The organism is Thioclava sp. F34-6, assembly GCF_002213235.1.
GTDB classification, from domain to species: Bacteria; Pseudomonadota; Alphaproteobacteria; order Rhodobacterales; family Rhodobacteraceae; genus Thioclava; species Thioclava nitratireducens.
Genome location: NZ_NBOA01000002.1, coordinates 475,026 through 499,776, shown reverse-complemented (window position 1 = coordinate 499,776; position 24,751 = coordinate 475,026). Strand labels below are relative to the sequence as shown.

Annotated in this window: 20 protein-coding genes; 9 read left to right on the top strand and 11 right to left on the bottom strand. The window is 63.7% G+C overall.

The genetic code is table 11. The annotated features are described in order from the left end of the window. The first annotated feature begins 123 nt into the window (after positions 1 to 123). The 3 genes from B6V72_RS05585 to B6V72_RS05575 all read left to right on the top strand — a co-directional run bounded on the left by B6V72_RS05585 (position 124) and on the right by B6V72_RS05575 (position 4,632). A complete protein-coding gene (locus tag B6V72_RS05585; protein ID WP_075774218.1) occupies positions 124 to 1,410 on the top strand; it encodes a capsular biosynthesis protein in 1,287 nt (428 codons plus the stop codon). A gap of 199 nt (positions 1,411 to 1,609) precedes the next feature. After that, positions 1,610 to 2,620: a polysaccharide biosynthesis/export family protein gene (locus B6V72_RS05580; RefSeq protein WP_088719702.1), complete on the top strand. Its 1,011-nt coding sequence runs from the start codon at positions 1,610 to 1,612 to the stop codon at positions 2,618 to 2,620. Between the two features lie 68 nt (positions 2,621 to 2,688). After that, positions 2,689 to 4,632: a capsular polysaccharide biosynthesis protein gene (locus B6V72_RS05575; protein WP_346394063.1), complete on the top strand. Its 1,944-nt coding sequence runs from the start codon at positions 2,689 to 2,691 to the stop codon at positions 4,630 to 4,632. Here B6V72_RS05575 and ribD read toward each other — a convergent pair. From ribD to dnaG, 7 genes are all read right to left on the bottom strand, one after another. Next, the gene (gene ribD, locus B6V72_RS05570; protein ID WP_088734985.1) at positions 4,602 to 5,705 is read right to left on the bottom strand and encodes a bifunctional diaminohydroxyphosphoribosylaminopyrimidine deaminase/5-amino-6-(5-phosphoribosylamino)uracil reductase RibD; all 1,104 of its coding nucleotides are present in this window, start codon (positions 5,703 to 5,705) and stop codon (positions 4,602 to 4,604) included. The genes B6V72_RS05575 and ribD overlap by 31 nt on opposite strands. After that, on the bottom strand, positions 5,702 to 6,172 hold the full coding sequence (gene nrdR, locus B6V72_RS05565) for a transcriptional regulator NrdR (protein WP_075774214.1): 471 nt from the start codon (positions 6,170 to 6,172) through the stop codon (positions 5,702 to 5,704). Before nrdR ends, ribD begins: the two co-directional genes overlap by 4 nt. A 141-nt stretch (positions 6,173 to 6,313) precedes the next feature. After that, positions 6,314 to 6,730 (bottom strand): secondary thiamine-phosphate synthase enzyme YjbQ, encoded by a 417-nt coding sequence (locus B6V72_RS05560; protein WP_075774213.1) that lies wholly within the window; start codon positions 6,728 to 6,730, stop codon positions 6,314 to 6,316. Continuing rightward, a complete protein-coding gene (locus tag B6V72_RS05555) occupies positions 6,730 to 7,047 on the bottom strand; it encodes a hypothetical protein (RefSeq protein WP_075774212.1) in 318 nt (105 codons plus the stop codon). Before B6V72_RS05555 ends, B6V72_RS05560 begins: the two co-directional genes overlap by 1 nt. Positions 7,048 to 7,126: 79 nt before the next feature. After that, a complete protein-coding gene (locus B6V72_RS05550; RefSeq protein ID WP_088734983.1) occupies positions 7,127 to 7,495 on the bottom strand; it encodes a hypothetical protein in 369 nt (122 codons plus the stop codon). A 65-nt stretch (positions 7,496 to 7,560) separates the two neighbouring features. Next, the gene (gene rpoD, locus B6V72_RS05545; RefSeq protein WP_088719696.1) at positions 7,561 to 9,561 is read right to left on the bottom strand and encodes an RNA polymerase sigma factor RpoD; all 2,001 of its coding nucleotides are present in this window, start codon (positions 9,559 to 9,561) and stop codon (positions 7,561 to 7,563) included. Between the two features lie 183 nt (positions 9,562 to 9,744). After that, the gene (gene dnaG, locus B6V72_RS05540; protein ID WP_088734982.1) at positions 9,745 to 11,736 is read right to left on the bottom strand and encodes a DNA primase; all 1,992 of its coding nucleotides are present in this window, start codon (positions 11,734 to 11,736) and stop codon (positions 9,745 to 9,747) included. Between the two features lie 376 nt (positions 11,737 to 12,112). Here dnaG and B6V72_RS05535 point away from each other — a divergent pair, with 376 nt between their 5' ends. From B6V72_RS05535 to B6V72_RS05525, 3 genes are all read left to right on the top strand, one after another. After that, positions 12,113 to 13,933: a TadE/TadG family type IV pilus assembly protein gene (locus B6V72_RS05535; protein WP_168173012.1), complete on the top strand. Its 1,821-nt coding sequence runs from the start codon at positions 12,113 to 12,115 to the stop codon at positions 13,931 to 13,933. A gap of 70 nt (positions 13,934 to 14,003) precedes the next feature. Continuing rightward, on the top strand, positions 14,004 to 14,540 hold the full coding sequence (locus tag B6V72_RS05530) for a hypothetical protein (protein ID WP_088727263.1): 537 nt from the start codon (positions 14,004 to 14,006) through the stop codon (positions 14,538 to 14,540). 3 nt (positions 14,541 to 14,543) lie between these two features. Then, on the top strand, positions 14,544 to 15,215 hold the full coding sequence (locus B6V72_RS05525) for a hypothetical protein (protein WP_075774206.1): 672 nt from the start codon (positions 14,544 to 14,546) through the stop codon (positions 15,213 to 15,215). A gap of 21 nt (positions 15,216 to 15,236) precedes the next feature. Here B6V72_RS05525 and B6V72_RS05520 read toward each other — a convergent pair whose 3' ends face one another. Continuing rightward, a complete protein-coding gene (locus B6V72_RS05520) occupies positions 15,237 to 16,895 on the bottom strand; it encodes an NAD+ synthase (protein ID WP_088719692.1) in 1,659 nt (552 codons plus the stop codon). A gap of 226 nt (positions 16,896 to 17,121) precedes the next feature. Between B6V72_RS05520 and B6V72_RS05515 the strand changes: the two genes are divergently transcribed. Continuing rightward, positions 17,122 to 18,612, top strand: a complete 1,491-nt coding sequence (locus B6V72_RS05515; RefSeq protein ID WP_088734978.1) for a 2-isopropylmalate synthase — start codon at positions 17,122 to 17,124, stop codon at positions 18,610 to 18,612. 27 nt (positions 18,613 to 18,639) lie between these two features. Here B6V72_RS05515 and B6V72_RS05510 read toward each other — a convergent pair whose 3' ends face one another. The 3 genes from B6V72_RS05510 to B6V72_RS05500 are packed head-to-tail and all read right to left on the bottom strand — an operon-like array spanning position 18,640 to position 21,501. Beyond that, on the bottom strand, positions 18,640 to 20,166 hold the full coding sequence (locus tag B6V72_RS05510; protein ID WP_088734976.1) for a cryptochrome/photolyase family protein: 1,527 nt from the start codon (positions 20,164 to 20,166) through the stop codon (positions 18,640 to 18,642). Beyond that, positions 20,159 to 20,857, bottom strand: a complete 699-nt coding sequence (locus B6V72_RS05505; protein WP_088734974.1) for an SDR family oxidoreductase — start codon at positions 20,855 to 20,857, stop codon at positions 20,159 to 20,161. The genes B6V72_RS05510 and B6V72_RS05505 overlap by 8 nt, the downstream gene beginning before the upstream one ends. Next, the gene (locus tag B6V72_RS05500) at positions 20,851 to 21,501 is read right to left on the bottom strand and encodes an SDR family NAD(P)-dependent oxidoreductase (RefSeq protein WP_088734972.1); all 651 of its coding nucleotides are present in this window, start codon (positions 21,499 to 21,501) and stop codon (positions 20,851 to 20,853) included. Before B6V72_RS05500 ends, B6V72_RS05505 begins: the two co-directional genes overlap by 7 nt. Before the next feature lie 325 nt (positions 21,502 to 21,826). On the opposite strand from B6V72_RS05500, the gene B6V72_RS05495 reads away from it, so the two are divergent. Further along, the gene (locus tag B6V72_RS05495; RefSeq protein WP_088735101.1) at positions 21,827 to 23,386 is read left to right on the top strand and encodes a 2-isopropylmalate synthase; all 1,560 of its coding nucleotides are present in this window, start codon (positions 21,827 to 21,829) and stop codon (positions 23,384 to 23,386) included. A 325-nt stretch (positions 23,387 to 23,711) separates the two neighbouring features. After that, positions 23,712 to 24,743 carry a rod shape-determining protein gene (locus B6V72_RS05490; RefSeq protein WP_038064670.1) on the top strand — a complete coding sequence of 344 codons (1,032 nt, stop codon included), beginning with the start codon at positions 23,712 to 23,714 and terminating at the stop codon, positions 24,741 to 24,743. The last annotated feature ends 8 nt before the right edge of the window (positions 24,744 to 24,751 follow it).

Genomic DNA, 24,751 nt, shown 5'->3' with positions numbered 1-24,751 from the left:
ATGCGCAGCCCCGCACAGCGCCTGCCCTAAAATTGTCCAATATTTAAGGGATTACCCCACAAACTCCGTGACTTCGCGCGGATCCTGCGCAATCAGGGAGGCAGGCCAAGGACACATGACTGGATGAACCGCTTCGAAAATCGCCACTTCCTGATGCTGCAGGGGCCCCATGGTCCCTTCTTTCATCAGCTTGGCGCGATGCTGCGGCAGGCGGGGGCGACGGTTTGGCGCGTGGGGTTTAATCGCGGGGACGAAGTTTTCTGGTTCGACAGCGCCTCCTATCTGCGCTTCGACGCCCCGCCGGAGGAGTGGGTCGGTTACCTGCGCGCCCTGATCGCCGAGAAAGGCATCACCGATCTCGTGCTCTATGGCGACACCCGCCCGATCCATGCGCAGGCCGTCGAGGTCGCGAAGGCTATGGGCCTGTGCGTGCATGTCTTCGAAGAGGGCTACGTCCGCCCCTACTGGGTCACTTACGAGCGCGGCGGCTCGAACGGGCATTCCCGGCTGATGGAGATGTCGGTGGCGCAGATGCGTACCGCCCTCGCACAGTCCGAAATCGAGTTTCCCGACGCGCCGCCCCGTTGGGGCGATATGCGCCACCACGTGTTCTACGGCGCGCTCTACCATTTCTTCGTGATGCTGCGCCCCGGCCCCTATCGCCGTTTCCGCCCGCATCGCGACATCACCGTGTTTCAGGAATTCCGGCTCTGGCTTCGCCGCCTGCTGCTGATGCCGCTGCATATGCTGGAGCGCAGACGCGCGACGCGGCGCATCCGGAATGGCGGTTTCCCCTATCATCTCGTACTGCTGCAGCTCGAACACGATTCCAGCTTCCGGATGCATTCGCCCTTCGCGAGCCAGACCGAGTTCATCGATCTGGTGATGGAGAATTTCGCGAAAGGCGCGCCGCCCCATCACCACCTCGTCTTCAAGGCCCATCCGCTCGAAGACGGACGCGCGCCGATCCGCGACACGATCCGCAAGGCGGCCCGCGCGCATGGGCTGGCGTCGCGCGTGCATTTCGTGCGCGGCGGCAAGCTGGCGGGGCTGCTGGCGCAAGCGCGCTCTGCGGTCACGGTCAATTCCACCGCGGCGCAACAGGCGCTGTGGCGTGGACTGCCGCTGAAATCGCTGGGCCGCGCGATCTTCGACAAGCCGGAATTCACTTCCGCCCAACCGCTCGAAGCCTTCTTCGCAAGCCCGGCCCGCCCCGACAGCCGCGCCTATCGCGACTACCGCCACTACCTGCTGGAAACGAGCCAGGTTCCGGGCGGGTTCTACTCTGCGAAAGGCCGCCGCGCCCTGCTGAGACAGGTGGTCGACATGATGCTGGCGGCCGAAGATCCCTATGATGCGCTGGTCGCGGGCAACGCGGCCCCACGGCAACAGTTGCAGGTGGTGCGATAATTTTTCTCGTTTTTTTCCCGGGGCTTCGGTAGCTTGATCACAAAATGATAAGCAGCATCCCGAACGAGGAGCTCGAGCAGTGACCATTACCCCTTCCCGCAGGGCCGTTTTGACGGGCCTTTCCGCCACTCTTTTGACTGCATCTTGTAGCCTTCCGCGCTCCGGCCCCAACAAGCGCGAACTCTTCGCAGGCTCCGTGATGCGCCAGGGCGACGCGTTCGTCGTCAAGGTGAACGATTTCGTCACCCGCGCAACCGCCGTGCAGCCGGCTCTCGGCTTCACCTCCGATTTCGTCAACGCGGGCCAGATCGGCTCCGACACAATCCGCCCGGGCGACACGCTTTCGCTGTCGATCTGGGAAAACGTCGATGACGGGCTTCTGGCCAGCAAAGGCGCCAACGCGACCCAGCTGCAGCAGGTGCAGGTCGACGGCGCGGGCTTCATCTTCGTGCCCTATGCGGGCCGCATCAAAGCCGCGGGCAACACGCCCGACGGGCTGCGTCGCATCATCACCACCAAGCTTGATGCGCAGACCCCGGACCCGCAGGTTCTGGTTTCCCGCGTGGCGGGTGACGGGGCGACAGTGTCGGTCATGGGCGCAATCAACGGTCAGGGCGTCTACCCGATCGAGCGGCCGACGCGCACGCTCTCGGCGATGATCGCGCGCGCCGGTGGTGTCGGCATCCCCGCCGAAGTCGCACGTGTCACCGTCAAACGGGGCAGCCGCTCGGAATCGGTCTGGCTGAAGGACCTCTACGAGAACCCGAAGATGGATATCGCACTGCGCAATGGCGACGTGATTCTGGTCGAGAAAGACCAGCGCGCCTTCACCGCGCTCGGCGCGACAGGCACGCAATCGCGCGTCCCCTTCGAGACCCAGACCCTCTCGGCGCTCGAGGCGATCGCGACCGTGGGGGGGCTGCAGTCGAACCTCGCCGATCCGACCGGTGTCTTCGTCCTGCGCAACGAGCCTGCCGAGATCGCGGACAAGGTTCTGGGGCGCTCCGATCTGGTCGGTGATCAGCGCATGATCTACGTGCTCGACCTGACCCAGCCCAACGGCATGTTCATGGCGCGCGATTTCGCGATCCGCGACGGAGACACAGTCTACGTCACCGAGGCGCCCTTCGTGCAGTGGCAGAAGACGCTCTCGGCCCTTACCCAGCCGCTGGGAACGGTGAACACGCTCAACACACTTGCCGGGAACTGATGCACCGCGACAGCGAACACGAGGCCGCCGGGACGATTCCCCGGCGGCTTTTTTTCTACAATGGCGGCATGCTGCGACAGCCGCGCCTGCGCCAGATCTTGCGGGCTGCGGGCCACGCCCCGCGCCTTGGCGTCCCCGGCCCCGAAGACGGCGTGATCGTCTGGGGCCGGTCGCCCTATGCGGCGCGCGGCGAGGCGGTGGCCGCGAAACGCGGTGTGCCGCTGATCCGGATGGAGGATGCGTTCCTGCGCTCGATCCAGCCGGGCCGGACCGGCGCGCCGCCTTCGGGCCTGATCCTCGATCCGATGGGCGTGCATTTCGACAGCGCCCAGCCCTCGCGGCTCGAATATCTCCTTGCGACCGAGCCGCTCGACGATAGTGCCATCTTGCAGCGGGCCCGCGACGGGATCGCCCGGCTGAAGGCCTCAGACCTGTCGAAATACAACAATTTCGACCCGGACCTTCCCGTCCCCGATCCGGGCTACGTTCTGGTTATCGACCAGACGCGGGACGATGCTTCGATCGCCCATGGCAGGGCGACAGCGGCGACATTTCGGGAGATGCTGGCCTATGCTCGGATCGAAAACCCCGGCGCGCGCATCTTGATCAAGACCCACCCCGAAACCCGCGCCGGCCTTCGCCCGGGCCACTACAGCCCGGAGGATTGCGACGCGAATTCCGAGATTTACGACGCGCCCGTATCCCCTTGGCAGCTACTCGAGGGCGCCATCGCGGTCTATACCGTCTCGTCGCTGATGGGCTACGAGGCGATCCTCGCAGGCCACAAGCCCCGCGTCTTCGGGCAACCATTCTACGCAAGCTGGGGCCTCACGCAGGACGAAACCCCCGTGCCGCGCCGGTCGCGTAGCCTGACCCGCGCGCAAATCTTCTCAGTGTCGCATATCCTCGCGCCGATCTGGTTCGATCCTTGTCGCAAGCGCCAGTGCAGCTTTGAGGAAGCGGTGGATCAGCTCGAGGCCGAAACCCGGGCCTATCGCGAGGATCGGCGGGGCTATGTCGCGGGCGGCATGTCGATCTGGAAACGTCCGCATCTGCGCAAAATTTTCGGCCGCCACGGACCGCTGCGCTTTAGCGAGACGCTCGACCCTGCGCGTCCCTTCCTGTATTGGGCTTCGCGTGAGGCACCTGCAAACAGCACACCGATCCGTGTTGAAGACGGCTTCCTCCGCTCGCGGGGCCTCGGTGCAGAACTCGTGCCGCCGCTATCGTTGATCGCGGATCGGACCGGCATCTATTACGACCCGACCCGGCCCAGTGATCTGGAAGCGTTGATCGCCCGCCCCCTGCCCCCGGGCGGCGAGGCCCGCGCGCGCAAGCTCATCGACCGGATCACCGCGAACAAGCTGACGAAATACAATCTCGGCGGCGCGCTTCCCAATCTGCCAGAAGGCCACAAAATCTTGGTGCCGGGGCAAGTCGAAGACGATGCCTCGATCCGGCTCGGCGCGGGGGAGACTTGCACAAATGCGATGCTTCTCGAAAGAACTCGGGCCAAAAACCCCGAGGCAGTCATCCTTTTCAAACCTCATCCCGATGTCGCCGCCGGTCTGCGCCCCGGCGCGGTGCCCGACGATGTCGCCAAGACCTACGCCGACCTGATCCTGCCCGACGCCGACACCGCCGCGCTGATCGGAGCGGTGGACGAGGTCTGGACCATGACCTCCGGTCTCGGCTTCGAGGCGTTGCTGCGCGGCAAAGCCGTCACGACGCTCGGTGCGCCCTTCTATGCCGGGTGGGGGTTGACGCGCGATCTCGGGCCAGTGCCCGCGCGCAGAACGGCGCGCCCCGATCTGCTGCACCTCGCCCATGCCGCGCTGATTGCCTATCCGCGCTACCTCGACCCGGTGAGCGGCCTTCCCTGCCCGGTCGAGGTCGCTCTGGATCGCCTGAGCGAGGGCCGCGCCCTGCCCCGTGGACCGCTCAACCGGATCGGCGCGAAGCTGCAGGGGGTGTTCGCGTCCTACGCGTGGGTCTGGCGCCGCCAGCGGTGAAGCAGGTCGTCGCCAATCGGGCGGCTCTCGACCAGCCGGTAGCGCGGTGCACAAGCCAGCTCACTCACCCCCATATCGCCAACCCCGGCGCGACCATCCGCGCCCAGCACCATGCCCGCCGTGAAGCCGACCAACTCGTCCACCAGTTCCGCATTGATCAAAGAGGCCGCGAACTTCCCACCGCCTTCGCAGAACACGCGGGTCAGGCCGAACCCGGCCAGAGCCTCCATCAGCGCCAGCGGATCGAGACCGCCGCCAACTGTCTCGGCCACTTCGATCAGTTCCGCCCCCGCATCGCGCCAGAAGGCTTTCGCCTCCTTGGGCGCCGCCCCTCCGTGGATCAGCCAGAGCGGCGCGGCGTCCAGTGACCCAGCAAGCCGATTGCGCGGGAGATTGAGCCTTGCAGACGCCACGATCCGCAGCGGCTGGCGCAAGGGCGTGAAGCTGCGCACGGTCAGCAGCGGATCATCGGCCCGCGCGGTGCCGCCGCCCACCATGACCGCATCGAATTCTGCGCGCATGGCATGGACGAGCGCACGCGATTCTGGCCCGGTGATCCACTGGCTCTCACCTGTGGAGGTGGCGATACGTCCGTCAAAACTGCTGGCGAGCTTGAGCGCGAGCCACGGTCGGGCGCGCGTGACGCGTGACAGGAAGCCGGCCTGCAGCTCACGCGCCTCCGCCTCCATGAGCCCGGTCTCCACTGCGACTCCGGCGTCGCGCAGCATCGTATGGCCGCCGCCCGAGACCCGCGGATCGGGGTCTTCCATCGCCGAGACGACCCGCGCCACGCCGGCCTCTGACAGAGCCAGCGCGCAGGGCGGCGTCTTTCCGTAATGGGCGCAAGGTTCCAGCGTGACATAGGCAGTCGCGCCGCGCGCCGCCTCCCCCGCTTGCGCGAGCGCACGCACCTCCGCATGGGGCCGCCCGCCCGGTTGGGTCCAGCCGCGCCCTATGACGCGGCCATCCTTCACGATCACGCAGCCTACGGCCGGGTTCGGCCAGACATTGCCAAGGCCCCGGCGCGCGAGCGTCAGGGCCATGGACATGAACCGCCGGTCGTTCTGGGTCACTCCGGGTCGCCCGCCCCCGGCGGACGCAATTCGGAGACGAACTTGTCGAAATCGTCCGCTTCCTGGAAGTTCTTGTAAACGCTGGCAAACCGGACGTAGCCGACCGTGTCGATCCGCGCGAGCGTCTCCATCACGATCTCGCCGATCACCTTCGAGGAGATGTCGGTCTCGCCCATGCTTTCCAGACGCCGCACAATCCCGGAGATCATCTGGTCGATCCGCTCGGGTTCGACGGGGCGCTTCTGCATCGCGATCCGGATCGAGCGTTCGAGCTTGTCGCGGTCAAAATCCTCACGCTTTCCAGAGGTCTTGATCACCACGAGATCGCGCAGCTGAACGCGTTCGTAGGTGGTAAACCGACCGCCGCAGGCCGGGCAGAACCGACGTCGCCGGATCGCGACGTGATCTTCCGCCGGGCGGCTATCCTTCACCTGAGTATCGACATTTCCGCAAAATGGGCAGCGCATTCGCTTTCCCCCGTTCGTTGTCCCGCCTCACGATAGGGTCTGCATGCCCCCTTATCCACAAGACCTTAGCCTAGCGTCGATCGTTTGGGTAGGAAAAATCTGCCGCCCCCAGATGTGGCGGCAGGCTGTGGCGAATGAGACTCAGCGCAGGAGCGCCATGACCTCGCGACGGTGCGCACGGCTTCGATGTTCGAAAAGGTAAATTCCCTGCCACGTTCCGAGCGTCATACGCCCGGAAATGACGGGAATCTGCAAGCTTACGGGTAGAAGCGCCGACTTGATATGCGCCGGCATATCGTCCGGGCCCTCATAGGTATGGGTGAGGTAGGACATGCTCGGGTCGGTCGAGGGCGGCACCAACCGATGAAAGAATTCGGTCAGATCGGTGCGGACCTCCGGATCGGCATTCTCCTGGATCGCGAGGCTCGCCGAGGTGTGGCGGATGAACAGCGTGAGCAACGCCTCCTCCGCATCGGCCCGCGCGACCCAAGCCGCGACGTCGCGCGTGAACTCGTAAAGACCCGGGCCCGTCGTCGCGATCTCGAACCGATGATGCATCAGCTTTTCGGCGCCGGACGCGCCTCGGACCGATCGGTCGCGACGATCGCGAGGCATTCGGGATTGATGTTCATGATCTTGCGCTCCTTTGCCCAGACGGCGTCTGCCTCGGATGCACTGAGGCCGCGCTTGACCATGGCCTTGGGCTGCGGCGTTCCATCCCCCACCCCGGACACCACCGAATAGGTGCCGCCACCCTCTTCCTGCACGTAGAGGAAACAGGTGCCCGCTTGATCCATGCGCGGCGCGCCCGGTTGCATCGTGCCGACCTGACAGGCGGCGAGAACGAGAGGGGTAAGCAGAAGAAGGCGGCTCATGGGTGGCTCCGTCGAAGTTTCATCAAGCCTAGCAATTGCTTGCGTGACGCGAAAGTGGCGATCACCCGACCCTGTCAGCTCAAGGCATGTGCATCAAACCGTTCATGGTGCAGCCCAGCGGCGCGAGGTCGGCTTCGACTGCCGCCTTGTGCGTGTTGTATTCGACGTTATGAGCATCGATCGCCGCTTGGCTCGGGGCGTGACCGGACTCGCGCTGCGCCTTGGTCTCGGTCTCGAGGCGCGCGGCCTCGGCCTGATGGTCGCTGGCGAAGATCGCCTTGGCCTTTTCCCAATTCGCGTCGATTTCGTCTCGGCTATCCGCCTCGCAGGTAAAGAGATAGACCAGCTTCGTGGGCTTGTCCGGAATGTAGAATTGCGCGCGCTCGGCCGCATGAGCGGAACCGGCAGCCAGCAGCGCGGTCACGATAAACGTCATGAAGGTTTTCATACGCCCCTCCCCCGGATGACATGAAAACGCCCCCTAAAATCGGGGGCGTTTCAAAATAGTCAGGCTTACTGGTCGAGGAACGAGCGCAGCTTGCGCGAGCGGCTCGGATGCTTGAGCTTGCGCAGTGCCTTTGCCTCGATCTGTCGGATACGTTCGCGAGTGACCGAGAACTGCTGGCCCACCTCTTCGAGCGTGTGGTCGGTGTTCATGCCGATGCCGAAGCGCATCCGCAGAACCCGCTCCTCGCGCGGGGTGAGCGAGGCCAGAACCCGCGTCGTCGTTTCCTTCAGGTTCTCCTGAATGGCACTGTCGAGCGGCAGAACGGCGTTCTTGTCCTCGATGAAATCGCCAAGCTGGCTGTCTTCCTCGTCGCCGATCGGCGTCTCGAGGGAGATCGGCTCCTTGGCGATCTTCATCACCTTGCGGACCTTCTCGAGCGGCATCTGCAGCTTGTCGGCCAGTTCCTCAGGCGTCGGCTCGCGGCCGATCTCGTGGAGCATCTGACGACCGGTGCGGACCAGTTTGTTGATCGTCTCGATCATGTGGACCGGGATACGGATGGTGCGCGCCTGATCCGCGATCGAGCGGGTGATCGCCTGACGGATCCACCACGTCGCATAGGTCGAGAACTTGTAGCCGCGGCGGTATTCGAACTTGTCCACCGCCTTCATCAGGCCGATGTTACCTTCCTGGATCAGGTCGAGGAATTGCAGGCCGCGGTTGGTGTATTTCTTCGCGATCGAGATCACGAGACGAAGGTTCGCCTCGACCATCTCTTTCTTGGCCTGACGGGCTTCTTTCTCGCCCTTCTGGACCTGCTGCACGATACGGCGGAATTCGGAGATATCGACACCGACATACTGACCGACCTGAGCCATCTCGGCGCGCAGCTCTTCGACCTTGTCGGCGGAGCGCTCGAACAGGGCCTGCCAGGCGCGGCCCGACTTTGCCTGCATCCGCTCGGACCAGCTCGGGTCGAGCTCGTAGCCGCGATACTCTTCGATGAATTCGCGACGGTTGATGCGAGCCTGATCGGCGAGCTTCACCATTCCGCTGTCGATCGACATGATCTTGCGGTTGATACCGTAGAGCTGGTCGATCAGCGCTTCGATCCGGTTGTTGTGCAGGTGAAGCGAGTTCACCAGTTCGACGATCTCGGAGCGCAGTTTCTGATACGCAGCTTCCTCGGTGACCGAGAAGGAGCCGTCCTCGTTCAGCGTCGCCGACATCCGCAGGTCCTGCATCTCGGCAAGCAGCGCGTAATCACCAGCGATCAGTTCGAGCGTCTCGAGAACGCGCGGCTTCAGCGCGGCTTCCATCGCGGCGAGCGACAGGTTCGCGCCTTCATCCTCGTCGTCATCGTCGGACTGGATCGGGTTGCCGTCGGCGTCGAGCTCGGGCTCCGACTTGCCGCTGTCGTCGTCCGATTTCGGCTCGCCCTCGACGGCGGGCCCTTCGATCTCTTCCTCTTCGCCTTCGACTCCTTCGAGCGAATTGCCGAAAGTGGTCTCGAGGTCGATCACGTCGCGCAGGAGAATTTCTTCGTTGAGAAGTTCATCGCGCCAGATCGTGATTGCCTGGAAGGTCAGCGGGCTTTCGCAAAGCCCCGCGATCATCGTGTTGCGGCCAGCCTCGATGCGCTTGGCGATGGCGATTTCGCCCTCGCGGGAGAGAAGCTCGACCGAGCCCATCTCGCGCAAATACATCCGTACCGGGTCATCGGTGCGATCGAGCGTTTCCGAGGTGGTGGTCGACACCGCGACTTCGCGCGAGCCGGACCCGGTCGTCGCGACCTGGCCGCCCTGGCTGCTGCCCTCTTCCTCGTCGGCTTCTTCCGCCTCGATGACGTTGATGCCCATCTCCGAGAGCATCGACATCACATCCTCGATCTGGTCGCCGGAGACCTGATCTTGCGGCATAACCTTGTTGAGTTGGTCATAGGTGATGAACCCACGTTCCTTCGCCTCGGCGATCATCCGCTTCACGGCGGCCTGACTCATGTCGAAGGACGTCGCGTCGTCGCTCGGGGTGTCGGATTTATTGTCGTCGATGTCTTTGGCGGCCATGTGGGCTCCTCGGTCAGGGCTTGGTTGTGCTCAAGCTATGACGAAAGCGAATCATATCTCGTCTGTGTATCGAATCGCAGCGGCGAATCACAGGGGCGCGAGGGGCTGTGGACATAAAGTTGATACTGAATGTGTCCGCAACAATTCGCTTTCCCATAATCCGAAGGCCCGCTGCCATCCGGCTCATTGTTTCTTACGCCAGATTTCCCCGTCGATCATGGCCTGAAGCGTCGCGGACAGCGCCGCCTGATCTTCGCCCATATCGGAGGAGTCCTCCAGTTTCGATCTCTCGGCGCGATGGCGCAGCGATGCTGCTTGCGCCAGACGCCATGTCACGCCTTCGTCGGCAAGCCCCGCCAGATCCTCCATAGCGTCGGCGACCTCTTCGCGCACGGCGCGAGCGGCGTCCAGCTTGGCCAATTCCTCGGTCAGGCACATGCGTGCCAAATCGAGGTTCTCGGCGTTGCGAACCGGGGGGGCAGAGCGCAAATGGGGCAGGTTCAACAGCTTTTCAAGGTCAGCCGCCATTTCCGCGTACAGGTTTTTCGCGATTTCCGGGGCGGGTGCGGCCACATGCATAAGCATCCGGTGTCGTAGCCGGTCATGTGTCTCATCGCGCAGTGGAACGGCTTCGAGTTCCGCTTCGAATTCCGCGATCAGGGCCGGATGCGTGACGCAGATGCCGAGGATCATCGCTTCGCGCAGATGCTCTGCCACATCGTTCGGCGCGGTCGCGAGCAATGAGGAGCGCGTCTCGGGCAAGGCAGGCGGCGGCGCACCGAAACGGCCTTTGCCGCGCTTGCCGCCAGAGCCGAAACCGCCTGGAATAAAACCGCCACGCGAAGGCTGCGCCCCGCCCGGGGAATGCCCCTGTGGACCGCCTTGGGGACCGGTGCCAAACAGCTCCCAACGCAGGCGCTTTATTTCGTCGCCGTAATGGCCGCGGATCGAGGGATCCTGAATGCGCGAAATCGCGGTGCGCAGGCTCTTGTCCAAGGCAGCGCGGCGTTCGGGACTGTCGAAGACCTTGCCCTCGGTCTCGCGCTGCCACAGCAGCGAGACCATCGGCTTTGCCTCGGACAGGATCGTCTCCATCGCCTCGCGGCCCTGCTTGCGGATCACGTCGTCGGGGTCGAGCCCCGGCGGCATGATCGCGAAGCGCACGCCCTTCCCCGCCTCCAGCAACGGCAGCGCGAGATCGATCACCCGCAGCGCCGCGCGCAGGCCCGCCGTATCGCCATCGAGCGCGATGATCGGCTCGTCATGGATGCGCCACATCAGGCGCAACTGATCTTCGGTGATCGCGGTGCCCAGCGGTGCGACCGCCCCGCCGAAGCCGCCCTCGACCATGGCGATCACATCCATATAGCCTTCGCAGACCACAAGCGGCGCTCCCTTGCCGCAGGCTTCGCGCGCGGGACCGTGGTTATAGAGCGAGCGCCCCTTGTCGAAGAGCGCGGTCTCGGGCGAATTGAGATATTTCGCCGGGTCGTTCGGATCCATCGCGCGCCCGCCGAAGGCGATGCAGCGCCCGCGCGGATCGCGGATCGGAAAGATGATACGGTTGCGGAATACGTCGAAGGGCTCGCGCCCCTTCTGGCTCTCCTTCGCGAGGCCGGCGCCCTTGATCAGGTCGTCGGAAATTCCCTTCGCCTTGAGCGCATCGCGCAGCCCCTGCCAACCGGGCGGGGCGAAGCCGATCTCGAAACGGTCGATGGCGGGTTTGTTCAGGCTGCGACCGGCCAGATAGTCGCGCGCGGCGTTTCCGGCCTGCGTGTTCAGGTGAACGCGGAAATACTTCACCGCCTCTTCCATCACGTTGGCCAGCTCAGTACGCAGATCGGCCTTCTCCTGCGCCATCGGATCGCGGGCGGGCATCTGCATCCCGGCCTCGCGGGCGAGAATTTCCACCGCCTCCATGAAGCTGACATTCTCGGTCTCGCGCACGAAGCTCAGCGCGTCGCCCTTCGCGTGGCAGCCGAAGCAGTAGTAATAGCCCTTGCGATCATCGACATGGAACGAGGCCGATTTTTCCTGGTGGAACGGGCATGGCGCCCACATGTCGCCCTTCGCCTGGTTCGACTTGCGCATATCCCAAATGACCTTGCGCCCCACGACCTGAGCGATCGAGGAACGGCTGCGCAATTCGTCGAGAAATCCGGGCGGCAAACTCATGGCCTCTATATTGGCCCCAAGCCCGGCAGAGTCGAGAGGAGGCGCAGAGCTACCCACAGCTTTCGCGCCACTCGCGGCCATGAACTTTGCGTCAGCGAAAGGCGCAGACCGCATAATTTCAGACAAGTTAACCTAGTTTAAACGACTCGGTTCCAAAGACAGGGCTTGCCCTCTCAGGGCCGCGCGATTGGCCCACTTTTGGGAAACGGTGGCGCCCCGGAAGTCGCATTTCACAGTTAAAGCACAACAATTCCATGAAGTTAGACAAGGTTTTGCCTTAATTTCGCCGTAGGAATTACGGAGCTTAGTTCGGTGTTTTTTTTGCGAGTTTTCTCCGCTGGCGGCGAGGCCAACTGACATGGAGAAGGAGGTCTGGATGAGGGACAAATACGGACAGAACGGCTTGGCACGCCGTATCGAGAACACGCGCGCCCGAATGGGGCGGTTCGCGCAGGATGAAGATGGAGCGGTCTTCATCTTCAGTCTGCAGGTCCTGATCGTGCTGATGGTCATTGGCGGCATCGCGATCGACTTCGTGCGCCAGGACGAACGCCGTACGCTCATCCAAAGTTCGCTCGACCGGGCCGCTCTCGCGGCAGCCAATCTGGATCAGACGCTCGACCCTGCGCTCGTGGCAAAGGATTACCTTTCCACGAGCGGCCTCGACTATCTCAACATCCAACCCGAAGTCGAAGAGGGCGCGCAGAAGGAATATCGCCGCGTGTCGATGACCGCGCAGGATGACATGCCGACGATCTTCGGCGACCTGATCGGCTTCGGCGTCAAATCCTTCCGCTCGAACACCCACGCGCAAGCCGAGGAATCGATCGGCAATGTCGAGATTTCGATGGTGCTCGACGTGTCCGGTTCGATGGGCCAGACCGATTCCGGCTCCTATTACGGCGTGACGAAAATCGCATCGCTGCGCGATGCCGCGACGAATTTCACGAAGAAGATGTTTGACAACGTGCAACCGCCCGGGGCGCCCGCCGGACGCCTTTCCATCTCGATCGTGCCCTACAACCAGCAGGTCTCTCTCGGCCCCGATCTGGCCTCGGCCTATAATCTTTCGACCGATCACAGCTACAACACCTGCGCCGACGTGCAACTTCAGGGCTTCAACAGCGTGAGCCTGCCGACCTCCGGGTTGCAGCGCACCATGTATGGCTGGAGCTACGATTTCGTCGGCCAGAACATGTATGTCCAGAAGCGCATCAGCGATTCAGGCGAGAACTGCTACGAGCACAGCTACGGCGACATCATGGCATTCGAGGACAACCAGAGCGATATTCTCAACAAGATCTCTTCGCTGCGCGCAGGCGGCGACACCGCGATCGACATCGGGGCCCGCTGGGGCTTTGCGCTGCTCGACCCGTCGGCGAAACCGGCCGCCACGGCGCTGGTCGAGGCTGGAACGATTTCGTCTGACGTGGCCGACCGCCCCCTGCCCTATCCCGCCACCGGGCTGAGCGTCGACGAACGCTCGATGAAGGTGATGATTCTGATGACCGATGGTCAGAACACGCGCTCCTTCTCCACACGGATGCAGTATCGGACCGGCAATTCCGGCCTTTATTCGACGGTGAGTTCGACGTCGTTCAACGATGACTACACGACCATGTCGAAAATGTACTGGTTCTCTCAGGAACGTCAGGATCTGGGCGAAAAGCCTTATTACTCTTTCGCCGACCGCAACTGGTATGCGCCCGAGGAGATCGGCGATACGACCACGAAGTGGGTATATGGACGCTATTGCACCACCGACTACTGGGGGCGCGAATCCTGCTCGTATGGCTGGTACCAGGAAAAACAGTTCGTTCACCGCGACCTGAACGCGATCGACTGGCGCACGATCTGGAGCAAGGGATGGTCGCTCCAATACGTGATTCAGACCTTCCTCCTGCCGCCGCGCCAGCGCCTCGATCCGGAGGAATCCGTGGCGTCGATTTACGATGACATGGCTATCTCTTCGATGTTCTCGGAGAAGGACAGGAACCTGCACGACGTCTGCAAGGCCGCGAAAGACAAGGAAATCATCGTCTTTACCGTCGCCGTTGATGCCCCCCAGAGCGGCAAGACCGCACTGGCCGACTGCAGCTCCGGCCCGAGCTACCAATACGACGTCGACTCCGCCAATCTCGCGGATGCGTTTTCCTCGATCGCGACGCAGATCTCGACCCTGCGCCTGACCAACTGACCGGAGGGCGCAGAGCATGGCATCGAGGCAGAGACATAAGCGAGCTTTCCTGAGGGCGGAGGAGGGGGCGGTGACGATCCCCGCCCTGCTCTGGATCGTGTTCCTGATCTTCTTCATGTTCGCCGGGATCGAGCTGGGCGTGATCTTCATCAAGCAGACCCTGCTGACCCGCGCGACAGAAGCCACGAGCCGCATCGTCCGTATCGGCAACTATTCCAGCATCGACGAAAAGACGCTGCGCCATGAAATCTGCAAACAGGCAGGCTTCTTCGGCAGCACCTGCATGAATCGGGTTTCCGTCGAGATGTTTCAGGTGGACAAGACCGACTGGACGTCCTCCATCGCCAACCACCCGGTGCGCTGCGAAGATTTCTCGGACGTGACCAAGCCGCCACCTGCCGGCACGCTGGAGGCCGCCATTCCCGATCAGCTGATCCTCGTGCGGGTCTGTTTGCGCGAGAAACCGATGATGCTGGAAGACTTCATCGCCCAGGCTTTCCTGAAGGCATCGCCGGTCGGCGCGGATGGCGATTACGCTCTGGTTGCAACGACCGCGATCGTGATCGAACCGGCGGTCGCTTCAACCGCTGGCAGTGGAGGAACCTGAGCGATGCTGATGCCAAAGTTGCGCAATCTGCTCCACCGTTTCCGCAAGGACGAAGCCGGCTCCATCCCGATCGAGGGGCTTCTGGCCTTCATCATGCTGTCGGGCTGGCTGATCCTGTCGATCGAAATCTATGACGTATTCAAGATCCGCGGCGCCGCGACCCGGGCCAATGTGACGGTCTCGGACCTGATCTCGCGCGAGCGCGATCCGATCGGCCCAAAATATGTCGCGGGCATCAAGAAAGTGTTCGACTTCACGACCGGCAATAATGACCCGTCGCGCAGCTGGATTCGCGTGACGTTGGTGAGATGCTGGGACGATCCGCTGGATCTGGGCCACACCTGCAACGATCCTGCCGAAGGCAGCGACGCGAAGAAGGTACAGCTGGAAGATTCCTACGCGACCGGGTTGGCGCAAAGCTACACGCAGGAGGCGCTCGACCTGGAAGCGGATCGCATTCCGATCCTCGCCGCGGGCGATCAGGCGTTGATCGTGGAGACCTCCTACGCCTACGACCTGCCGTTCAAGCTGTCCGAGGCCTACAAGGCCTATCTCGCATCGATCGGCAAAGACCCGAGCAAGCATTTCGTGGGCTTCCACGACGCGATCTCGTTCGACAATTTCATCGTAACCCGGCCGCGCGTCGCCCGCCTGACGTGGCTTGACGATCACTGAGGCGCTGCGCGACCGTGGCCCTCAGTGGTGGTCGCGCCAGCGATTGACGATCGGGTAGCGGCGATCCAGCCAGAAGGCCTTGCTCGAGAGACGCGTGCCCGGCGCGGACTGGTGACGCTTCCATTCCGAGATATAGAGCAGATGCTCGACCTTCTTGACGGTGTCGCGATCGTAGCCTTCGGCAACGAGGTCGGCGACCGATGCGTCGCCCTCCACCAGTCCTTCGAGAATACCATCCAGTACCGGATAGGGCGGCAGGCTGTCCTCGTCCTTCTGGTCGGGGCGCAGTTCCGCGGAGGGCGGCTTGTCGATGATCGCGCGCGGGATCACCTCGCCCTCGGGGCCCTTCATCCAGTCGCGGTAATTGGCGTTGCGCCAGCGGCAGGTCTCGAAGACGCGGGTCTTGTAGAGATCCTTGATTGGATTGTAGCCGCCCGCCATGTCGCCGTAGATCGTCGCATAGCCCACGGCCATCTCGGACTTGTTGCCGGTGGTCAGAAGCATCTCGCCGAACTTGTTCGACAGTGCCATCAGCATGACCCCGCGCAGGCGTGACTGGATGTTTTCCTCGGTCACGTCGGGCTGAGTGCCCTCCATCAGATGGGCAAGCGCATCCGAGACCGCATCGCGCGCCCCGTCGATCCGCACCGTGTCGAGGCGCATCCCCTGCCGCGTCGCCAGATCGGCCGCGTGATCGAGCGATCCCTGCGAGGTGTATTCCGAGGGCAGCATCACGCAATGCACGGCCTCCGGCCCCAGCGCGTCCGCTGCGATTGTCGCGACCAGCGCTGAGTCGATCCCGCCCGACAGGCCGAGAACGACCTTGGAGAAGCCCGACTTGCGCAGGTAATCACCGAGGCTTTCGACCATGGCGCGGTAGTCCTGCTCCCATTCCGAGGGCTGCGGATCGTCCCGGCCCGCAACGCAAGCCCAGCCCTCACCGTCACGCTCGAAATCGACATGGTCGATGATCTCGTCGAAAGGCGCGAATTGCGCGGCCAGCTGGCCGTGACGGTTCAGCACGAAGCTCGCCCCGTCGAAGACCTGATCGTCCTGCCCACCGACCGAGTTGAGATAGGCGAGCGGCAGCCCGGTCTCGACCACGCGCGCGACCATGTGGGTCATCCGTACGTCGAGTTTGTTGCGGTGATAGGGCGAACCGTTCGGCACGATCAGGATCTCGGCCCCGGTCTCGGCCAGCGTCTCGGCCACATCCGGATGCCACGCATCCTCGCAGATCGGCGTCCCGATGCGCACGCCGTTGATCGCGTAGGGCCCGGAGATCTGGCCGGTATCGTAGATGCGATACTCGTCGAAAATCCCGTGATGCGGCAGATCGTGCTTGAGCATCCGCGCGACCAGCGCGCCGTCTTTCCAGACCCAGTAGGCGTTATACTGCCCCTGCTCCGTCCAGTAGGGCCCGCCGATGCCCAGCGCTGGGCCATCGGAAATCCGCGCGCCCAGCGCCTCCATCGCGGCGACCGCGTCGCGCACGAAGGCGGGCTTCGCGATCAGGTCCTGCGTCTGGTAGCCGGTCAGGAACATCTCGGGTAGCACGACCATGTCGGCGCCTGCGCGCTTGCCCTCCTGCCATGCGGCGAAGGCCTTCTCGGCATTGGCCTCCAGCGCGCCCACGGTGGGGTTGAGCTGGGCCATGGTGAGGCGGAAACGATCGGCCATAAGCGTCCTCGGGGCTGTTATCGCCCCCTCATTTAGCAGAAAACGATGGGGTGAAAAGGGGATGGCTGCCCTGCATTCGCCGCCCCTTCCCTTACGCGGCCCCGACACGACCGCCCTGCCCGCTTGTCAGGCTACCCCCGCGCAATTAACCTTTCCCCAAGCCCGGCAGAGCGCGAATCCACGCGCTCGCGAGACCGGGGCACAGGCAGCACCATCAGGGGGCACCATGGCAGGCGCGCAGCTTCGCATCGCGACATTGGCAGTTCTGATCGGATGCGCCGCGCAGATCGCGCCGGCGCAAGAGGTCATCACCAAGCAATACGACGACGGCGGCCTCTACAAGGGCACCTTCACCGATGGCAAGCAGGACGGCTACGGCAGCTACAAGCTTCCCTCGGGCTACGAATACGAAGGCCAATGGGTGATGGGCGAGATCAAGGGCGAGGGCCGCGCGCGCTTCCCCAACGGCTCGGTCTACGAGGGCCAGTTCGACCACGGCAAACCCAACGGCAAGGGCAAGATCACCTTCGCCGATGGCGGCACCTACGAGGGCGACTGGCTCAACGGTCAGATCACCGGCACCGGCACCGCGCATTACGCCAACGGCTCGGTCTATAAGGGCCAGTTCCGCAACGCGATGCATGACGGCAAGGGCACGCTCGAGAGCGCGAACGGCTATCGCTACGAGGGCGACTGGCTAGGCGGCGTCAAGCAAGGCATGGGCAAGATCACCTATCCCGACGGCTCTACCTACGAGGGCCAGATGGCGCATGGCCAGCGCGACGGCACCGGCACGCTCACAATGGCGGACGGACTGACCTATGTCGGCGAGTGGAAGGCCGGCCAGATGAACGGCCGCGGCACGCTCACCCAACCCAATGGCGACGTCTATGAAGGCCAGATGGTCAACGGCAAGCGTCACGGGACCGGCAAGGTCACCTATGCCAATGGCGACACTTACGAAGGCGAGTTCCTCCTCGACAAGCGCCACGGCACCGGCACCTTCCACGGCAAGGACGGCTACGTATACACGGGCCAGTGGAAGGAAGGCCGAATCGAAGGTCAGGGCAAGGTGAAATACCCTGACGGCTCGGTCTACGAGGGCAGCTTCAAGAACGACCTGCCCGACGGTCAGGGCAAGATCACCTATCCCGACGGCTCCAGCTACGAGGGCGGCTGGGCGCATGGCGTCATACAGGGCACCGGCACGGCGCGCTACGCGAACGGGCTCGTCTACGAGGGCGAGTTCAAGAACGCGCGCAATGACGGGAAGGGCAAGATGACCTACCCGGACGGCTACAGCTACGAGGGCGATTGGGTGAACGGGCAGCGCGAGGGTCAGGGCGTCGCGCGCTATGCCGACGGCACGACCTACGAGGGCGGTTTCAAGAACGGCCAGCGCGACGGAACCGGCAAGCTGACCATGCCCGACGGGTTCACTTATGAGGGCCAGTGGCGCAACGGTGCGATCGACGGGCAAGGCCGCGCAACCTATGCCAATGGCGACACCTACGAGGGCAGCTTCGCGAATGGCAAGCGCGAGGGGCAAGGCACGATGACCTACGCCTCCGGGAACGTCGCGAGCGGCGAGTGGTCGAATGACAAGCTCCAGGATACCAGCGCGCCTGCGACGCAGCCGACGCCCGATGCCAGTGCCGAGACACCACCAGCCCCGGCGAACGAACCGGACGCGCAATCCGCTCCGTCTGCAAACTGATCCGGACACGAGACCGGGCCGAGCGCCCTACAAGGCCTCGCCCCTGTCGAGCTTCTCCATCAGCGCCTCCGCCGTCTTCAGCTTGGCCTCACGGGTCTCTGTCTTCTGCTTGTCCCAGTTGCGATAGACCAGCCCCATGCGCGGATTGCCCTCGAACCGGTCGCGATGCCGGTCGAGGAAATGCCAGTAAAGGCTGTTGAACGGGCAAGCTTTTTCCCCGTCCTTCGCCTTCACGTCATAGGCGCAGCCGCCGCAGTAATCGGACATCTTGTCGATATAGGCGCCCGAGGAAATGTAAGGTTTCGAGGCCACCACTCCGCCATCGGCGAACTGGCTCATCCCCGCCGTGTTCGGCGCCTCCACCCATTCATAGGCGTCGATATAGACGGCGAGATACCAGTCCTGCACTTGGCGCGGGTCGATGCCTGCCAGCAGCGCGAAATTGCCCGTGACCATCAGCCGCTGGATATGATGCGCATAAGCCAGATCGCGGGTCTGCCCGATCGCGGCCTTCATGCAGGCCATCTCCGTCTCGCCCGACCAGTAGAACCACGGCAGATCGCGCTTGTGGTTGAGCGCGTTGCGCGAGGTGTAATCCGGCCCTTCGAGGAAATAAATGCCGCGCATGTATTCCCGCCAACCGAGAATCTGCCGGATGAACCCTTCCACCGAATTGATCGGCGCGTCCCCCGCCTTGTAGGCCTCTTCCGCGGCCTTGCAGACCTCCAGCGGCGAAAGCAGCCCGAGATTGATGCTCGACGACAGGATCGAGTGATGCAGCAGCCGGTCCCCGGCCAACATCGCGTCCTGATAGGTCCCGAAATCGTGCAGATTATGGGCGATGAAATGCTCCAGCGCGCGTTCGGCCTGCGCGCGGCTGACCGGCCAGTTGAATTCGTCGAGCGATCCGAAATTATCGGGAAATTCCGCCTCGACCATCTCGAGCACCTCCTGCACGAGCGCATCCTTGCGGAAGGTCGGCGCGGGCTCGCGGAACCGGTCGGGCTGGGCGGGCTTGCGGTTCTCCTTGTCAAAATTCCATTCGCCGCCCGCCGGGTCGTCACCTTCCATCAAGAGCCCCGTTTCGCGACGCATCTCGCGGTAGAACCACTCCATCCGGAGCTCCTTGCGCCCCTCGGCCCACTCCGCGAAGCGCTTTTCAGAGCAGATAAAGCGATCGTCGGGCAGTTGCCGGATCTTGATCGGCGCGCTCTCGAAGGCCTGACGCAAGCGCCATTCGCCGGGGGCGAGTGTGATGACCTCGTCGGCCCCCTCTTCTTCGGCGCGGCGCGCGAATTCGCCAACCAACGAGCCCGCGTTGTCGTCATCGGTCAGCTTGGTGTAGCGGACCTGCCAGCCATCGCGCTCCAACTCGTCGGCGAAGCGGCGCATCGCGGCGAAGGTCAGCGCCAGCTTCTGCTTGTGATGGCCGGTATAGGTCGCTTCCTCGCGCACCTCGGCCATCACGACCACGTCCGCGCTCTTGTCGCCGCAGCGCAAAGCCGCGCCGTCATGGCTCAGCTGATCGCCCAGCACCGCGATCAGCTTAGTCATAGATCATCTTCCGGGTCATGCCGCCATCGACGACCAGCACCTGCCCCGTCACGAAGCCCGCGTCAGCGAGGTAGAGCACGGCCTCGGCAATGTCACTCGGCTCACCCACACGGCCCACGGGATGCTGCGCGTGATCCGCTTCGCCCAAGGCCTCGCCGCTCGAATTGATCCAGCCGGGCGCGATCGCGTTGACCCGCACCTCCGGCCCAAGGCTCACCGCCATCGCATGGGTCAGTGATGTAACGCCGCCCTTCGCCGCCGCATAGGCGAAGGTATCGGGCTCGGATTGCAGCGCGCGCGTCGAGGCCATGTTGACCACTGCCCCCCGACCCTTGCGCAAGGCGGGCAAAGCCTCGCGCGCCATCAGGAACGTCCCGGTCAGATGCGGGTCGATCCACTTGTGCCACGCCTCCAGCGTCAGCTCCTCCAACGGTCCGCATTCGGGATCGGCCGGCCCACCATTGTTCACCAGGAGATCGAGCGTCTCGAACCCGGCCTCGGCGACCGCAGACCGAACATCGTCTTCGCTCCCCAGATCGCAACGGATCGCCTGCAAGCCTTCGCGCGCCTCCAGCGGGCCGATATCCAGATCGAGCGCCGCGACCTGCCAGCCGCGATCCAGCAGTGCCTCGGTGATGGCGCGACCGATGCCGCGCGCGGCGCCGGTGACGATGGCGTTTCGGGTTACCATGGAATCTCCTTGCCTGCGTAGTCGTAAAAGCCGCCCGATTGCGCGGGCGTCAGCGCGCCCAACACATCCAGCAACCGGCGCGCGGCGTCTTCGGGGGCGAGCTTGTCGCGCGGGTAATCTGCGGTAAAGGGGGTGTCTACCGTGCCCGGATGCAGCGCCGCGATCACGAGCTGCTTGTGAGAGCGCCCCAGCTCGATCGCCGCGCCATGCAGCAGCTGGTTCAGGGCCGCTTTCGAGGTCCGATAGCTATACCAACCGCCCAAACCGTTATCGCCGATCGAGCCGACCCGCGCCGAAAGCGCCGCGAACCGTGCGGGCTTGTCCCGGGGCAGAAGGCGGGCTGCATGTTTCAAGACCAGCGCCAGACCCATCGCGTTCACGGCGAACTGGCTCTGCAATTCCTCGGGGGTCAGATGCGACAAGGCCTTTTCCGGCGTACCGAGCGCGCCCGAGGCCACGAAGATCAGATCGACCGGCTCGTCGATCCCGCGCAGCCCCGCCTCGACCGCGCGTTCATCCGTGACATCGAACGCGTCGCGCGACCGCGACAGCCCCGTCACCGCGAAGCCGCGCGCCTCCAGCTCCGCCCGGATCGCCGCGCCGATCCCACCCGTATCTCCGATCACGATTGCCTGACCTGCCACTGTCGCCTCCGTTATATGCGCCCAAAGGCTACGCGGCCCCGCCTCCAGCGGTTCCTTTTTTGCTTTTCATTTATCACTTGGCGCCTATAGTGCCCCTCATGACACGGGTTAAGCATATTCAACTCACCGCAGCCGGGGCGCTCGCCCAAGGCGCGATGCCCCGTGGTCTCCTTCTTCTTAGCAGCCTCTGAGCGTGCCTTCGGGCGCGAACGCTCAGGGGTAGCCAGCGCCCGGACAACTCCCGAAAGCCACCGCGCAATGCTGGCCTTCGGGCCCAAGTAACGCTAAGAGCCAAGACGAAAGAGACTAGCAGATGGCCCAGACCATGATCGACAAAAACCGCGTTCTGATTTTCGACACGACCCTGCGTGACGGCGAGCAATCGCCGGGTGCGACGATGACCCATGACGAGAAGCTCGAGATCGCCGATCTGCTCGACGAAATGGGCGTGGATATCATCGAGGCCGGCTTCCCGATCGCCTCCGAGGGCGATTTCGAAGCCGTCAGCGATATAGCGAAACGCGCAAAGTTCTCCACGATTTGCGGGCTCGCCCGCGCCAAGCTGCCCGATATCGACCGCTGCTGGGAAGCCGTGCAGCACGCGAAATCGCCGCGCATCCACACTTTCATCGGCACCTCGCCGCTGCACCGCGCGATCCCGAACCTGACGATGGACGAGATGGCCGACGTTATCCACGAGACCGTCAGCCACGCGCGCAACCTGTGCGACAACGTGCAGTGGTCGCCGATGGATGCCACCCGGACCGAGCATGACTATCTCTGCCGCGTCGTCGAAATCGCGATCAAGGCGGGCGCCACCACGATCAACATCCCCGACACGGTGGGCTATACCGCGCCGGTCGAATCCGCCGACCTGATCCGGATGCTGCTCGAGCGGGTGCCGGGCGCCGACGAGATCATCTTCGCGACGCACTGCCACAACGATCTGGGCATGGCGACGGCGAACGCGCTGGCCGCGGTCGATGCAGGCGCGCGCCAGATCGAATGCACGATAAACGGTCTGGGTGAGCGCGCGGGCAACACCGCGCTCGAAGAGGTGGTGATGGCGATGAAGGTCCGTCAGGACATCATGCCCTACCAGACCCATATAGACACGACGAAGATCATGAACATCTCGCGCCGCGTGGCGCAGGTGTCGGGCTTCCCGGTGCAGTTCAACAAGGCGATCGTCGGCAAGAACGCCTTCCTGCACGAAAGCGGCATCCATCAGGATGGCGTGCTGAAGAATGTCGAAACCTTCGAGATCATGAAGCCCGCCGATATCGGCCTCAACGAGGCGAATATCGCGATGGGCAAGCATTCGGGCCGCGCCGCGCTGCGCGCCAAGCTCAAGGATCTCGGCTACGAGCTGGGCGATAACCAGCTCAAGGACGTCTTCGTCCGCTTCAAGGCGCTGGCCGACCGCAAGAAGGAAATCTACGACGAGGACCTGATCGCGCTGATGACCGACAGCGCCGCGAACACCGCCGACGACTACCTGCAGGTCAAATGGCTGCGCGTGGTCTGTGGCTCGGACGGTCAGGAAGCCGAGCTGAAGATGCTCGTCGATGGTGAGGAGAAATCCAGCAAGTGCCAGGGCGACGGCCCGGTCGACGCGGTCTTCAACTGCGTCAAGGAAATCTATCCGACGCAAGCCAAGCTGAAGCTCTATCAGGTGCACGCGGTCACCGAAGGCACCGACGCGCAGGCGACCGTTTCGGTGCGCCTCGAGGAAGATGGGCGGATCGGCACCGGGGCCGCGTCGGACACCGACACGATCCTCGCGAGCGTGAAGGCCTATGTCGGCGCACTCAACCGCCTGCGCTTCCGCAGCCAGAAAACCGCGCCCGACGCGGACGTGAAAACGGTGAGCTACAAGCTCTGAGCCCACCGCCAGTTGCACAGCTTTCGGGCAGCCCGAGAACGGCTGCCCGTTTTCATGTCGACCCGGCGCGATTTTCCCGTTTTCAGCACGATTTCGTGACGCATCGCATATCTGCAATTTCAAGCGCATTTCCGCGGGGAAATCCGCCCGAAATGTTGAAAAAGGTCAATCGCTTGGCCTTGCCTCAGCGGATAACCGCAAGGGGGCTTCGCCTACGGCGCAAATCCGCTTCCCCGTAAGGGCCGCTTTGACTATACGAGGCGCGGGCCGTGGCTTGGCGCGAGTCGCGGTATTTCTAAGAAATTTGGGATGGGACAGGCGTAATATGGTTGGTGGGATCTTCTCCTCGGACATGGCGATCGACCTCGGGACGGCGAACACGCTGGTCTATGTCAAAGGCAAAGGGATCGTGCTGAACGAGCCCTCGGTGGTCGCCTATCACGTCAAGGACGGCAAGAAGCAGGTGCTGGCGGTCGGTGAAGACGCCAAGCTGATGCTCGGCCGGACCCCCGGCTCTATCGAGGCGATCCGCCCGATGCGCGACGGCGTCATCGCGGATTTCGACAGCGCCGAGGAAATGATCAAGCATTTCATCCGCAAGGTGCACAAGCGCTCGACCTTCTCGAAGCCGAAGATCATCGTCTGCGTTCCGCATGGTGCGACCCCGGTGGAGAAGCGCGCGATCCGTCAGTCGGTTCTCTCGGCAGGTGCGCGCCGCGCCGGCTTGATTGCAGAGCCGATCGCGGCCGCCATCGGTGCGGGCATGCCGATCACCGACCCCACGGGTTCGATGGTGGTCGATATCGGCGGCGGCACGACCGAGGTCGCGGTCCTTTCGCTGGGCGACATCGTCTATGCGCGCTCGGTGCGCGTGGGCGGCGACCGGATGGACGAGGCGATCATCTCCTACCTGCGCCGCAACCAGAACCTTCTTGTGGGCGAATCCACCGCCGAGCGGATCAAGACCACGATCGGTACCGCGCGGATGCCCGATGACGGGCGCGGGATGAGCCTTCACGTGCGCGGCCGCGACTTGTTGAACGGCGTGCCGAAGGAAACCGAGATCACGCAGGCCCAGGTCGCCGAGGCGCTGTCCGAGCCGGTCCAGTCGATTTGCGACGCGGTGATGCAGGCGCTCGAAACCACCCCGCCGGACCTCGCCGCCGACATCGTCGACCGTGGCGTGATGCTGACGGGGGGCGGTGCGCTTCTGGGCGAACTGGATCTGGCGCTGCGCGAGCAGACCGGCCTTTCGATTTCGATCGCCGACCAGTCGCTCAACTGTGTTGCGCTCGGCACCGGCAAGGCGCTTGAATATGAAAAGCAGCTTCGCCACGTCATTGACTACGACAGCTGAGCCGGGCC

Coding starts and splice junctions, on each gene's coding strand:
- B6V72_RS05495 (WP_088735101.1), top strand. CDS start 21,827: ATGATCGACAAAAACCGCGTTCTGATTTTCGACACGACCCTGCGTGAC.
- B6V72_RS05525 (WP_075774206.1), top strand. CDS start 14,544: ATGCTGATGCCAAAGTTGCGCAATCTGCTCCACCGTTTCCGCAAGGAC.
- nrdR (WP_075774214.1), bottom strand. CDS start 6,172: ATGCGCTGCCCATTTTGCGGAAATGTCGATACTCAGGTGAAGGATAGC.
- B6V72_RS05510 (WP_088734976.1), bottom strand. CDS start 20,166: ATGACTAAGCTGATCGCGGTGCTGGGCGATCAGCTGAGCCATGACGGC.
- B6V72_RS05520 (WP_088719692.1), bottom strand. CDS start 16,895: ATGGCCGATCGTTTCCGCCTCACCATGGCCCAGCTCAACCCCACCGTG.
- B6V72_RS05580 (WP_088719702.1), top strand. CDS start 1,610: ATGCGCCAGGGCGACGCGTTCGTCGTCAAGGTGAACGATTTCGTCACC.
- B6V72_RS05490 (WP_038064670.1), top strand. CDS start 23,712: ATGGTTGGTGGGATCTTCTCCTCGGACATGGCGATCGACCTCGGGACG.
- B6V72_RS05535 (WP_168173012.1), top strand. CDS start 12,113: ATGAGGGACAAATACGGACAGAACGGCTTGGCACGCCGTATCGAGAAC.
- B6V72_RS05550 (WP_088734983.1), bottom strand. CDS start 7,495: ATGAAAACCTTCATGACGTTTATCGTGACCGCGCTGCTGGCTGCCGGT.
- dnaG (WP_088734982.1), bottom strand. CDS start 11,736: ATGAGTTTGCCGCCCGGATTTCTCGACGAATTGCGCAGCCGTTCCTCG.
- B6V72_RS05585 (WP_075774218.1), top strand. CDS start 124: ATGAACCGCTTCGAAAATCGCCACTTCCTGATGCTGCAGGGGCCCCAT.
- B6V72_RS05575 (WP_346394063.1), top strand. CDS start 2,689: ATGCTGCGACAGCCGCGCCTGCGCCAGATCTTGCGGGCTGCGGGCCAC.
- rpoD (WP_088719696.1), bottom strand. CDS start 9,561: ATGGCCGCCAAAGACATCGACGACAATAAATCCGACACCCCGAGCGAC.
- B6V72_RS05555 (WP_075774212.1), bottom strand. CDS start 7,047: ATGAGCCGCCTTCTTCTGCTTACCCCTCTCGTTCTCGCCGCCTGTCAG.
- B6V72_RS05505 (WP_088734974.1), bottom strand. CDS start 20,857: ATGGTAACCCGAAACGCCATCGTCACCGGCGCCGCGCGCGGCATCGGT.
- B6V72_RS05560 (WP_075774213.1), bottom strand. CDS start 6,730: ATGCATCATCGGTTCGAGATCGCGACGACGGGCCCGGGTCTTTACGAG.
- B6V72_RS05515 (WP_088734978.1), top strand. CDS start 17,122: ATGGCAGGCGCGCAGCTTCGCATCGCGACATTGGCAGTTCTGATCGGA.